Origin of the sequence: Cupriavidus taiwanensis, from assembly GCF_900250075.1 — a bacterium.
GTDB classification, from domain to species: Bacteria; Pseudomonadota; Gammaproteobacteria; order Burkholderiales; family Burkholderiaceae; genus Cupriavidus; species Cupriavidus taiwanensis_C.
The window spans coordinates 2,747,299-2,759,207 of record NZ_LT977070.1 but is presented as its reverse complement, the minus strand read 5'-3'; the positions used below and the strand labels follow the sequence as shown (position 1 = coordinate 2,759,207).

9 protein-coding genes are annotated in these 11,909 nt (G+C 70.2%); 4 read left to right on the top strand and 5 right to left on the bottom strand.

The window, feature by feature from the left end:
* Nucleotides 1–91 precede the first annotated feature (91 nt).
* From CBM2588_RS12765 to msrA, 3 genes are all read left to right on the top strand, one after another.
* Nucleotides 92–1,345 (top strand): acyl-CoA dehydrogenase family protein, encoded by a 1,254-nt coding sequence (locus CBM2588_RS12765; protein WP_115680807.1) that lies wholly within the window; start codon nt 92–94, stop codon nt 1,343–1,345.
* Nucleotides 1,342–2,892 (top strand): class I adenylate-forming enzyme family protein, encoded by a 1,551-nt coding sequence (locus CBM2588_RS12760; protein WP_115680806.1) that lies wholly within the window; start codon nt 1,342–1,344, stop codon nt 2,890–2,892. The genes CBM2588_RS12765 and CBM2588_RS12760 overlap by 4 nt, the downstream gene beginning before the upstream one ends.
* 77 nt (nt 2,893–2,969) lie before the next feature.
* The gene (gene msrA / locus CBM2588_RS12755) at nt 2,970–3,512 is read left to right on the top strand and encodes a peptide-methionine (S)-S-oxide reductase MsrA (protein ID WP_115680805.1); all 543 of its coding nucleotides are present in this window, start codon (nt 2,970–2,972) and stop codon (nt 3,510–3,512) included.
* 41 nt (nt 3,513–3,553) lie between these two features.
* On the opposite strand, the gene CBM2588_RS12750 is transcribed toward msrA, so the two are convergent.
* From CBM2588_RS12750 to CBM2588_RS12730, 5 genes are all read right to left on the bottom strand, one after another.
* The gene (locus CBM2588_RS12750; RefSeq protein ID WP_115680804.1) at nt 3,554–4,633 is read right to left on the bottom strand and encodes a DUF72 domain-containing protein; all 1,080 of its coding nucleotides are present in this window, start codon (nt 4,631–4,633) and stop codon (nt 3,554–3,556) included.
* A 15-nt stretch (nt 4,634–4,648) separates the two neighbouring features.
* A complete protein-coding gene (locus CBM2588_RS12745; protein WP_115680803.1) occupies nt 4,649–5,890 on the bottom strand; it encodes an SAM-dependent methyltransferase in 1,242 nt (413 codons plus the stop codon).
* Between the two features lie 240 nt (nt 5,891–6,130).
* Nucleotides 6,131–6,769 (bottom strand): pyridoxamine 5'-phosphate oxidase, encoded by a 639-nt coding sequence (gene pdxH, locus CBM2588_RS12740; RefSeq protein WP_115680802.1) that lies wholly within the window; start codon nt 6,767–6,769, stop codon nt 6,131–6,133.
* A gap of 142 nt (nt 6,770–6,911) precedes the next feature.
* Entirely contained in the window at nt 6,912–8,123 is a 1,212-nt protein-coding gene (locus tag CBM2588_RS12735; protein ID WP_115680801.1) for an MFS transporter, read from the bottom strand.
* A 308-nt stretch (nt 8,124–8,431) separates the two neighbouring features.
* On the bottom strand, nt 8,432–10,825 hold the full coding sequence (locus CBM2588_RS12730; RefSeq protein WP_115680800.1) for an AsmA family protein: 2,394 nt from the start codon (nt 10,823–10,825) through the stop codon (nt 8,432–8,434).
* Nucleotides 10,826–11,029: 204 nt separating this feature from the next.
* Between CBM2588_RS12730 and tcdA the strand changes: the two genes are divergently transcribed.
* Nucleotides 11,030–11,899, top strand: coding sequence for a tRNA cyclic N6-threonylcarbamoyladenosine(37) synthase TcdA (gene tcdA, locus CBM2588_RS12725; protein ID WP_115680799.1), 870 nt, complete (start codon nt 11,030–11,032; stop codon nt 11,897–11,899).
* The last annotated feature ends 10 nt before the right edge of the window (nt 11,900–11,909 follow it).

The window sequence follows — 11,909 nt, the reverse complement described above, 5'->3', positions numbered from 1 at the left end:
AGCGCGCCGCTTTCCGGCCACGCCAACACAACAACCGCCGCGCCGCCCCCGTTCCCCATCCGGCGCGAGCAGGACAAAAAGGAGACGCGACATGCCATCCGGCCAGCTCGACTTCATTCCCGCCGTCGGTACGGCCGACTTCTCGCCGGAACAGGCGCAATGGCTGACGCTGGCCAACCGCCTGGGCCGCGAGCGCTTCGCGCCGCGCGCCGCCACCTGGGACCGCGAGGCCAGCTTCCCGTTCGCCAACTATGACGACCTGCGCGAGGCCGGCCTGCTGGCCTTGTGCGTGCCGCGGGCGTTTGGCGGCGCGGGCGCGGACTTTGCCACCTACTGCATGGTCGGCGCCGAGATCGGCCGCTTCTGCGGCGCCACCGCGCTCACCTACAACATGCATATCTGCTCGACCATGTGGACCGGCGTGCTGTCCGATGGCATCGACATGACCCCGGCACAGCGCGACGAACACCAGGCCCGCCGCGAGCTGCATTTCGCGCGGGTGGTGCGCGACGGCGCGGTCTACGCACAGCCGTTCTCCGAAGGCTCGGCGGCGGCCGCCGGCAAGGCGCCGTTCGGCACCACGGCGCGCAAGGTCGACGGCGGCTGGGTGCTGAACGGTCGCAAGATCTTCGCCTCGCTGTCCGGCGCGGCCAACTACTACGGCATCCTGTGCACCGAGGATCGCGGCGACCAGCATCCCGACATGCGCGACACGCTCTACATCGCCGTGCCCGGAAAGGCGGACGGCCTCACCGTGACCGGCGACTGGGACCCGATGGGCATGCGCGGCACGGTATCGCGCACGCTGCTGCTCAAGGATGTGTTCGTGCCCGACCACGAGCAGCTGATGCCGCGCGGGGTCTACTATCGCGCCGCGCAGACCTGGCCGGCGATGTTCTTCACGCTGTCGCCGACCTACCTCGGGGTGGCGCAGGCGGCGTACGACTTCACCGTGCAGTACCTGCGCGGCGAGGTTCCGGGACAGCCGCCGGTCAAGCGGCGCATGTATCCAACCAAGCAGATCGCGGTGGCGCAGATGCGAATCCAGCTGGAGACCATGCGCTCGCTCTTCTGGCGCGCGATCCACGAAGCGAAGCCCAATCCGTCCAAGGACGAGCGCCTGCGCCTGTACGCCGCGCACTACACGGTGATGGAAGGCGCCAACGATATCGCCCGGCTGGCGATCCGCACCTGCGGCGGCCAGTCGATGCTCAAGGACCTGCCGCTGGAGCGGCTCTATCGCGATTCGCGCTGCGGCGCGCTGATGCTGCCGTGGACCGCCGAGCTGATCCTCGACCGCATGGGCCGCGAGACCCTGTACGAATCCGGCGAGCGCGACGAATGAGCGCCCCCCGCCGGGCCATCCGCGCCGGTGCCGCTGGCCTGGGCGCGCTGCCGGCCATGCTGCATGGCCATGCCGACGCGGCGCCGGGCCGGCCGGCGTTGCACTACCGGGGCCGCACCTACACCTACGGCAAGCTGTGGCGGCGCGTGGAGCGCGCCAGCGCCCACCTGGCCGCGACCTGGGGCATCCGCCCCGGCGACCGGGTCGGCACGCTGTGCCTGAACCACGAGCTGCAGCTGGTGCTGCTGTTCGCCTGCGCCCGCGTCGGCGCCATCTTCGCGCCGCTGAACTACCGGCTGGCACCGGCCGAGTTGCGGGCGATCTGCGATCACGCGCAACTGGCCTTGCTGTTCCACGATCCGGACCATGAAGCGCTGGCGCGCGAGGCCTGTGGCGATGCCCGCGTGGCTGACCTCGACCGCCTGGTCGACTGTCCGGCGCCGTCCGGCGTGGTCCATGCCCCCGTGCCGGAGCATGCGCCGCTGCTGCTGGCCTATACCTCCGGCACCACCGGCAAGCCCAAGGGCGCGGTGCATACCCAGGCTGGCTTGCTGGCCAATGCGCGCGCCAGCTGGTGGGCGCACGGCATGAGCGCCGACGACCACGTGCTGTCGGTGCTGCCGCTGTTCCATGTCGGCGGGCTGTGCATCCAGACCCTGCCGGCGCTGCTGGCCGGCGCGCGCGTCACGCTGCATGACCGCTTCGCGCCGCAGGCCTGGCTGGACGCGGTGGCCTGGGCGCGGCCGAGCCTGTCGCTGATGGTGCCGGCGACGCTGCGCGCGGTGCTGGAGCACCCGGGCTGGGCCGATGCCGACCTGGCGGCGCTGCGCGGGGTGATGGCCGGATCGTCGACCATCCCGCGCTCGTATATCGACGCCTTCCACGCCCGCGGCGTGCCGCTCGGGCAGGTCTATGGCGCCACCGAGACCGGGCCGGTGTCGGTGGTGCTGAAGCTGGAACAGGCCATGGCGCGTCCCGGCTACGCCGGCTGGCCGCAGCCCGAGGCCGAAGTGCGCCTGGCCGGCCCCGACGGGGCCGAGGTGGCGCAGGGCGCGGTGGGCGAGCTGTGGGTGCGCGGCGCCAACGTCATGGCGGGCTACTGGAACCAGCCCGAGAGTGGGCTGATCGACAACGGGCTGGCGGGCGGCTGGTTCCATTCCGGCGACCTTGCGCACCGCGATGCCGACGGCTGCATCGAGGTGGTGGGCCGCGGCAAGGACATGATCATCTCGGGCGGCGAGAACATCTATCCCGCCGAGATCGAGAACGTGCTGGCCGGCTTGCCCGGCGTGCAGGAATGCGCGGTGGTCGGCGTGGCCGATGCGCGCTGGGGCGAAGTGCCGGTGGCGGTGATCGTGCCGGCGCCGGGCGCGCCGCGCGGCGCGCTGGCGGCCGAGCCGCTGCGCGAGCTGCTGGCCGCGCGCATCGCCCGCTTCAAGCTGCCGCGCGAGGTGGTGCTGATGGAAGACCTGCCGCGCAGCGCGCTGGGCAAGGTGCTCAAGCCGCAATTGCGCGCGCTGCTGGAGGCGCGCCGCGAGCCCGGCTGAATCCGCTGCAAGCGCGTCGATCTGCGCTTATGCTTGAGGCCTGGCAAGACAGACGATTACGCAAGGGAGCGGCGCAAATGGAACATGGATTGGAAACCGCCACGCTGGGCGGCGGATGCTTCTGGTGCTTGGAGGCGGTCTACCAGCAGGTCGAAGGCGTGGTCGGGGTCGAGTCCGGCTACACCGGCGGACATGTCGACCACCCGACCTACCAGCAGGTCTGCGCAGGCGACACCGGCCACGTCGAAGTGGTGCGCGTCAGCTTCGATCCGTCGGTGATCAGCTACCGCGAGATCCTCGAGATCTTCTTCGCCATCCACGACCCGACCACGCCGGACCGGCAGGGCAACGACGTCGGGCCGCAGTACCGCTCGGCCATCTTCACGCACTCGGAGGCGCAGCGCGCGACGGCCGAATACGTGATGCGCGAGCTGGTCGCCGCCAAGGCGTTCGATGCGCCGATCGTGACCCAGGTCGAGCCGGAGCAGCCGTACTGGCGCGCCGAGGCCGGCCATCAGAACTACTACCAGGACCATCCCAGCCAGGGCTACTGCGCGTTCGTGATCTCGCCCAAGCTGGCGAAATTCCGCAAGCAGTTCGGCGCGAAGCTGCGCAAGTAAGTCGTGCGCAAGTAAAGTCGTGCGCCGGCGCGGCGGCGGGCTCAGCGCTCCAGCCGCGCCACGATGGCCTCCGCCAGCCGTTCGCAGCTCAGCGGCGCGCAGCCTTCGGCGTTGTTGCTGACGATGACGATGGCGGGCTGCCCGGCGCGCAGCGTGCGCGCCACCACGTCGGCAATCGCGTGGCGGGTGTCGGGATCGTCGTCGACGATGCGGTCGAACGGCGCATAGCGCTTCTCCGCGTAGGCATAGGGCCGGCCCGCATGCAGCATCCAGCGCAGCACCAGCGGGCCCGCCGCGGCCTCGTCCATCAGCGCCTGCGCCGCCGCCTGTCGCGGCACCGGCGGCAGCCGGTCGCGCGCCGACAGGCAGAAGCGCACGCCATGGTGGCGCAGCAGCCGGATATAGCGCGGCGTCAGCAGGGCCGGGTCGCGCAGCTCGACGGCATAGGCTGCATGCGGCGTCAGCGCCGGATCGAGCGCCGGCAGTGCGCCGAGGAAGGCGTCGAGCCGCTCCAGGAATACCGCGCTGTCGGCGAGCGGCCCCATCGGCGACAGCTGGAACAGCAACGGCCCGCACTTGTGCCCCAGGCCGCTGGTGGCCGGCACGATGAAGTCGCGCGCCGCGATCTCCGCATCCAGGAAGGCGGCGTTGGCGAGCCGGCCGGCGCCGTCCGGGCCGCGCAGCCACGCGTCGCAGACGCTGGCCGGGGCCTTGACCAGGAAGCGGAAGCCCTCCGGCGCCTGCGCCGCGTAGGACAGGTAATCGGCCAGCGGGATCGGCCCGTAGAAGCCGCGGTCGATGCCGGCGGCGCGCAGCAGCGGGTGGCGCGAATAGGCGGCAAGGCCCTTGCGCGACAGCAGGCTGTCGCTGTACTCGCCGTCGTAGACGTGCCCGTTCCAGCCGGGATAGGCCCACGACGAGGTGCCGAAATACAGGTGGGGCGGCAGTTGCGCAGCAAGCGCCTGCAGCGCCGGCGCTGCCGTAACCGGCTGCACGCTCTTGCCGCGCGCCGGTCTGCCTGGGGCGTCGGGCTGGGTGGCCGCGCCGGCTGGCGCCGCTGGCCGCCCGGGAGGGGCTGCGGGGGCGGGCAGGGGCAGCCCGCCGAAGAGGTCTTCAGTCAATCGTTTCGGTTGCCTTCAGTCGTTGCGGCCGATGGGCTGTTCGTAGATATAGCGGCGCGACCACGGCAGCGAGTCGGCCTGCAGCCCGGACTTGTGGCACACCACCTGGTAGATCGACATCTTCTCGGTCTCGAAGGCGTGGGCGCAGCCGGCAAGGTAGACGCGCCAGATGCGGTATTTCTTCTCGCCGACCATGCTGCGGATGGTGTCGCCGCGCGCCTCGAAGTTGTCGGCCCAGTGGTGCAGCGTGCGCGCGTAGTGCCGGCGCAGCAGCTCGACATCGAAGGCTTCCAGGCCGCCCTGCTGCAGCGTGCGCAGCACCAGCCCGATATGCGGCAGCTCACCCTGCGGGAACACGTAGCGGTCCATGAATTCGGCGCCGTCCATCGGCGTCGCCCCGTTGTCGGGGTCGGGCGAGGTGATGCCGTGGTTCATGGCGAAGCCGTCGTCGGCCAGCAGTTCGCGGATGCGGCCGAAATAGCCGGCCAGGTTGTTCTTGCCCACGTGCTCGAACATGCCGACGCTGGTGATGCGGTCGAAGGTGCCGGTGGTGTCGCGGTAGTCCTGCAGCCGGATCTCGATGCGGTCGGACAGGCCCGCGGCCCGCACGCGCTCGGTGGCCAGGTCGAACTGGTTCTGCGACAGCGTGATGCCCACGCAGCGCGCGCCGAACTTCTGCGCCGCGCGCAGCACCAGCGCGCCCCAGCCGCAGCCGATGTCGAGCAGGGTCTGGCCCGGCTGCAGCCGGATCTTGGTCAGGATATGGTCGATCTTCTTGAGCTGCGCGGTGGCCAGGTCTTCGTCGCCGTGCTCGAAGTAGGCGCAGGAATAGACCATGTTGGGGTCGAGCCAGAGCTGGTAGAAGTCGTTGGAGACGTCGTAGTGGTACTGGATCGACTCTTTGTCTTCCTGCTTGGTATGCGAGAAGTGCTGCGCCACCTTGTACAGGGCACCGCCGGCGCGGCGCGTGGCGGCGGCCGAGAAGCCGTAGCCCACCTTGATGATGTCCGCCAGCCGGCCCTCGAAATCGATCTTGCCCTGGACGTACGCCTCGCCCAGGTTGTCCAGGCTTGGGGTCAGCAGCAGCGGCAGGGCCGCGGCTTCGCGCACGGTCAGCGTCACCACCGGCTTGTCGAATTGCCCCAGCGGGTATTCGGTGCCATTCCACAGCCGCAGGCTGACCGGGAGATTGGCGTTCTCGCGCAGGTCGGCGATCCAGTTGTCGAGTTGCTTTTCCAGGGTTTGCTTGAAAAACATGCGCTTTACCTCCCGATGGTTGCGGCACACGCTTCGGCGGACGCATCCGGCAAGGAGAAACTGCGCGCAAACCTTGCCCGATCCATCGCGAGCGCTGCAAGAAAAGAGTAGCCAAGCGACGCCTGTCTCACTTTAGTCCAATTCCGCAGCCCGTGCAGCGCACCCCCGGAAGACCCTGCGGTCGTCCCGGGAGAGACGTAGAGGCATCAGCGCGGACGCGCGCGGCGTCCGCCGGCCGGCTCAGGGCGACAGCCGCACGATCTGCCAGCCCGTGCCCGGCTGGAGCCGGTAGGCGATGCGGTCGTGCAGACGCGACGGCCGGCCCTGCCAGAATTCCAGTGCGGTCGGCACCAGGCGGTAGCCGCCCCAGTAGGGCGGGCGCGGCGGGTTTTCGCCGAACTTGCTGCGGTATTCCTGCTCGCGCTGCTCCAGCACATCGCGGCCGGGAACCTCCCGGCTCTGCGCGGAAGCCCAGGCGCCCACCCGCGAGCCCAGCGGACGCGTGGCGAAATAGGCGTCGCTTTCGTCGTCGGAGACCTTCTCGACGCGGCCTTCGACGCGCACCTGGCGTTCCAGCTGGACCCAGTGGAACAGCAGCGCGGCGCGCGGGTTTGCCGCCAGGTCCAGGCCCTTGCGGCTTTCATAGTTGGTGAAGAAGGTGAAGCCGCGGTCGTCGATGCCCTTGAGCAGCACGATGCGCGCCGAGGGCTGGCCGTCGGCGTCGACCGTGGCCAGGGTCATGGCATTGGGCTCGGGCAGCTTGGCCGTGACCGCTTCGTCGAACCAGCGCTTGAACTGGTGCATCGGATCGGGGGCCACGTCGGCTTCGGACAGCGCGCCGAGAACGTAGGTGCGGCGCAGGTCGGCAAGTTGGGTCATGTCGCAATCATCAGGGAATCGGTCTGGAAGCGCGGTGCGCCCGGGGGCGGGGCCGCAGGTCCGGCTGATTCGAGTATAGCGAATGCATCGGGGGCCGCATTTGCGCGGCGACAAGCGGTATCGGTCTCGCCACCCGTGCGTGTCACCCGCCCGTGGCGGAGCGTGCCGGCGGCGCCAGCGCCTTGCGTCCCTGGCGCCGCGAATAGTAGCCGGCCGCGCCCATCGCGCCCGCCATCGACAGGAAGATCGGCAGCATGCCCAGGGCCGTGCCGACCACGCCGAAGGTGAGCGGCCAGACCACCTGGCTGGTGTTCAGCACCGCCGAGCGCAGGCCCAGCGCCTCGCCCGCGCGGCCGTGCGGCGACGCGGCGTGCAGGATGTTCATGACATTGGGCTGCGCGCTGCCCAGCGCCAGGCCCAGCACGAAGGCCAGTGCGCACATCAGCCAGAAGTGCGCGACGAAGGGGTAGGCCAGGTAGGCCAGCGCGCCCACCAGCAGGGCGGCGCGGATGATCTTCCATTCCGACAGCCGGCGCGACACCGCCGGCATCGCCACCCGGATGGCAAAGGTGGCGATGGCGAAAGCGCCCAGCACCCAGCCGATCGACGACGGCGACAGCCCGATGCGCGAGCCCTGGATCGGGATCAGGAACGCGTGCAGGTCCCAAGCGGCCGACAGCACCGCGCTGGCGACGAAGACCGCGCGCAGTTCGGGATGCTGCAGCAGGTCCAGCGTGGAATGGCGGGTGCCGTCCGCGATGGCGATGCGCCCGGCGTTGCCGCCGCGCGCAGGCAGCCGCGGCCGCACCCATTGCAGGCCGGCCTGACCCGCCAATGCCACCACCACCAGCACGGCGAAGGCGGGGCGGAAGCCCGCATGCTCGATCACGTAGCCCATCGCCACCGGCCCGAGCGTGCCGGACACCGACAGCCCGAGCGCATGCCAGGTGTAGTTGCGCAGCCGGGTGGCATCGGTCGAGACCTGTCCGATCAGCAGCTGCATCGCCACCTGGACCAGCATGAAGCCGACCCCGATCAGCGCGCACGACAGGTACAGCGCGCCCAGTTCGTGCCACAGCGCTGGCAGCAGCGTGCCCGCCACCACCATCAGCGAGCCCGCCATCATCGGCTTGCGCGGGCCGATCTGGTCGATCCGCTTGCCGGCGCGGATCGCCAGCAGCATTGGCAGCAGCGCGTACAGCGACATCAGCACGCCCAGCGTGACGGTGGAGGCCTTGAGGGAAATCGCGAACAGCGACACCACCACGCGGCTGGCATTGAAGGCCACGTGGTTGCACACCGTCAGTGCGATCAGCCAGGTGATCGGCGGGACGGCGGCATGCGTCAGCGTCATGGGGCGGGGCGAAGCGTCGGTGAGGCGCGTCCGGTGCCGGCCGGGTGCCGTACCAGAGCGGTGAATCGGAAAATGGCGCAAAACAGGCAGCAAAAACAAAGGGCGGCCGCAGCCGCACCTTCAAGGATGCCACACGGGCGAGCCCGCGTCGCAGTCAATGCTTGCCATGCTTGAGCTTCTTGTAAATGGCCGTTTAATTATGCGCCTGAGCGCGTCGCGGCACAACGACAACGTGCGTCAACTTGCCGCAGTGGCGCCAAGTGTTGCGATTTTGTTTAAACGGCGAGGGGCCCGGGTGGCGAGTGCATCTATCCGCCCTGGTAGAACGATCGGTCGTTGCCGGGGCGTTGCGGCGCGCGTTCGTTGGCCGGGCGCTGCGGCGGGCGCTGGGCGGCGGGCCGGGACGGTTCTTGACGGCTGGCAGCGGGCGGCTTGCCGGCACGGGCTTCGGCCGCGGGCTGGCCAGGGCGCCTGGCCGTGGCCTCCGCGCCGGACCGGCTTGTCTCCGTCGCGCCGGTGGCGTCGGCGGGCGCCGCCGCGGCCTTCGGGTCCTTGTAGGTCTTGCCCGGCGGCGGCGCGGTGGGGCGCTTGCGAAGTTCGGCCAGCAGTTTGGCGCACTGCGTGTCGTCGCCGCCCGGCGAGAGGTCGAGCAGCGGCAGCACCGCGGTGGCGACCGGCGCCAGCAGCGCCAGCGACAGCGCGCCGCCGGCGCGCAGCGCCAGCACGCCGATATCGGGGCTGACGCGCGGGTTCTTCATGGTGCCGCCGACATACAGCGGCGAGCGCAGCGAGAAGACGCGCAGGCCCTTGGAGTCCGGGTGGATGGTCAGCGCCAGCCGCTCGCTGCGCAGGTCGATGCCGCCGGTGGTCTCGATCACCGCGTCCTGGGTGTCGAGCACGAAGGTGCGCGCGCGCGCCACGCCGTCGGTCATGGCGAAGTCGCTGACGCCGCAGTTGATCTGCACCGGCTTGTCGCCGAACAGCTTCGAGACCACCAGGCTGCCGACATTGAGGCCGATCGCCTCGAGCAGGAACTTGCTGACCGTGCCGTTCTCGACCAGCAGCCGCGCCTCGCCGTTGGACGAGCCCAGCAGCGCCGCCACGGAATTGCCGGTGGCCGACAGCTTGGCGCTGCCGTTGAGTTCGCCGATGCTGGCGCGCATCAGGTCGATGGTCGGGAACAGCTGCTTGAGCTTCATGCGCCGCGCCTTCAGGTCGACCATCGCGCCCATGGGCTCGCGCTTGCCGTCGAGCCGCACCGTCGACACCAGGTTGCCGCCCGCCACGCCAAAGTTGAGCGGGTCGAGCAGCAGCACGCCGTCCTGCAGCTTCAGGTGCGTGACCAGGTCGGTGATCGGCAGCTCGGCATCACGGATGATGCGCTTGCCGGTGAAGTGCACGTCGGCGTCGATCTCGTCCCAGCGCTCGGTGCGGAACGGCGCCACCGGCAGCGCCTTGTCCGCCGGCTGGGCCACCGGGCTGTCCTTGGCCGGGCGGCCGGGCTTGGCGTCGGCGCCGATCAGCGGGGCCAGGTCGACAAAGCGCAGCTCATTCGACACCAGGTTGCCGGCCAGCAGCGGGCGCGGGTCGCGCTTGGTGAAGGTGAGCGTGCCGGACAGGTCGCTGCCGCCGACGCGGCCGGTGAACTTCTGGTACTCGTAGATCGAGCCTTCCTTGCGCAGCGTCGCCATCAGCCGGCCGCGGGTCTGGTACGGCGGCGTCGACGGCAGCACCACGCCGGTCAGCGCATAGAGCCTGGCCATGCTGTCGCCGGCCAGGGTCAGGTGCACGTCCAGCGCCGCCAGGTGCGCCGGATTGGTGACCGTGCCTTCGATCTGGGCGCGCGTGGTGCCCACGCGCACATCGGCCTGGATCGGGAACGGCACGTCGGTATTGCGCAGGCTCAGCACCGTGCCGGCCTTGCCGCTGGCATTGATGGTGGCTTCGTTGTAGCGCCCGGTCGCTTTCCAGCGCACGCCATAGCGGCCGTCGCCGCCGTTGGCGGGCGCCGCGGAGGCCGGGCCGCCGGCCCGCGGCGCCGAGGCCGCCTGGGCGGCGCTGCCCGGCGGCCCGGGTGGCACGGCCGAGGCTTGCGGCTCGACCAGCGCGCCATCGCGCGCCTTGTCATAGAGCGGCGCGTTGCCGATGGTGTCGAGTTCCGCCTGCAGCGAGATCTTCTTGAGCTGGTCGGTCAGCGCCAGGTTGCCGCGCGCCAGCACCACCTCGCCGACATCCAGCTGCCATTTCGAGGTGCCATCTTTTTTCGGGCCGGTGTCGAAGGTCCAGTTGTTGCGGCTGTCGGCCAGGCGTTCCAGCCATACCGCCGGGCTGTCGATGACGATGGTCGGCACCGCGATCTCGTTGGCCAGTAGCGGCAGCGGGCGCAGCACGAAGATCAGCTCGCGCACGGTCGCCATATGGGGCTGCGCGGCCCAGTCCGGGTTGCCGACGGTGATGTCGCGTGCCGACAGCCGCGGCCACGGCACCAGCGTGCGCCAGCCTTGCTCGCCCTCGCCGCGGCGCCAGGTCACGGTGAGGTCGCCATTGATGGCGAAGGGGCGGCCGATGGCTTCGGAGACGCGGTCGTTGAGCCAGGGCTTGATCCGGTTCCAGTCGAAGGTCAGGATCACGACCACCAGCAGCGCGATCAGCGCGACCGGTGTCAGGACACTCCACAGAACGACCTTGCGGCGCACGGGCATGAGGCGGGCTCCTGGCTGGCGGGGGGAGGGCCCGCGGAAACCGCGCGGCGCGGCGAACGGACCACTGCAGGTCTATTGTATAGTTGCGCGCTTCCCGTCCTTGTCGGGGACTGGCTGACATCGCCGCCGGAAAATGCCGGATTTTTTGCGCCGGCATTGGCGTGGGTGGCATGGCCACGCGTCCCCGGATTCGCTCCTTTCCGTATGAACGATGCCGCACACGAGCTGGCTGGCCTGCCCGAGCCGCTGACCCACGAAAGCCCGGCCGACGACGACTACCACCGCCGTTTCGGCGGCGTGGCGCGGCTGTACGGGGCCGCCGGGCTGGCGCGGCTGGAGGCGGCCAACGTGTGCGTGGTCGGCATCGGCGGGGTCGGCAGCTGGGCGGCCGAGGCGCTGGCGCGCAACGCGGTGGGCCGCATCACGCTGATCGACCTGGACCATATCGCGCTGTCCAACACCAACCGACAGATCCATGCGCTGGGCGACGCCTACGGGCGTGCCAAGGTAGAGGCCATGGCCGAGCGCATCGTCGCCATCAACCCGCGTTGCCGCGTGACCCAGGTCGACGACTTTGTTACCGCCGACAACGTGCCGGACCTGCTCGGCGCCGGCTATGACTATGTGATCGACGCCATCGACGCGGTGCGGGTCAAGACCGCCATGCTGGGCTGGGCACGGCGTCAGGGCGTGCCGGTGATCACCTGCGGCGGCGCCGGTGGCCAGCTCGACCCCACGCGCGTGCGCATCGACGACCTCGCGCGCACGATCCAGGACCCGCTGCTGTCCAAGGTGCGCGCCGGCCTGCGCAAGCAGTGGGGCTTTACCCGCGACCCGAAAAAGAAGTTCGGCATCGCCGCGGTCTATTCCGACGAGCCGCTGCAATATCCGGAGCCCGAGCAGCAGGCCTGCGAGATCGACGAGGCACCGCCGCTCGAGGTGCAGCCGGGCCAGTCCGCCGCGCGCGGGCCGCAAGGGCTGGCCTGCGCCGGCTTCGGCTCGTCGGTGGCGGTGACGGCGGTGTTCGGCTTTGTCGCGGCGTCGGCGGTGATCGGCGCGATCGCGCGCGGCTGAGGACTTGCGC

Bases quoted from the DNA above. Each gene is read 5' to 3' on its own strand.
- CBM2588_RS12765 (WP_115680807.1), top strand. From the start codon at position 92: ATGCCATCCGGCCAGCTCGACTTCATTCCCGCCGTCGGTACGGCCGAC.
- CBM2588_RS12760 (WP_115680806.1), top strand. From the start codon at position 1,342: ATGAGCGCCCCCCGCCGGGCCATCCGCGCCGGTGCCGCTGGCCTGGGC.
- msrA (WP_115680805.1), top strand. From the start codon at position 2,970: ATGGAACATGGATTGGAAACCGCCACGCTGGGCGGCGGATGCTTCTGG.
- CBM2588_RS12745 (WP_115680803.1), bottom strand. From the start codon at position 5,890: ATGTTTTTCAAGCAAACCCTGGAAAAGCAACTCGACAACTGGATCGCC.
- pdxH (WP_115680802.1), bottom strand. From the start codon at position 6,769: ATGACCCAACTTGCCGACCTGCGCCGCACCTACGTTCTCGGCGCGCTG.
- CBM2588_RS12735 (WP_115680801.1), bottom strand. From the start codon at position 8,123: ATGACGCTGACGCATGCCGCCGTCCCGCCGATCACCTGGCTGATCGCA.
- CBM2588_RS12730 (WP_115680800.1), bottom strand. From the start codon at position 10,825: ATGCCCGTGCGCCGCAAGGTCGTTCTGTGGAGTGTCCTGACACCGGTC.
- tcdA (WP_115680799.1), top strand. From the start codon at position 11,030: ATGAACGATGCCGCACACGAGCTGGCTGGCCTGCCCGAGCCGCTGACC.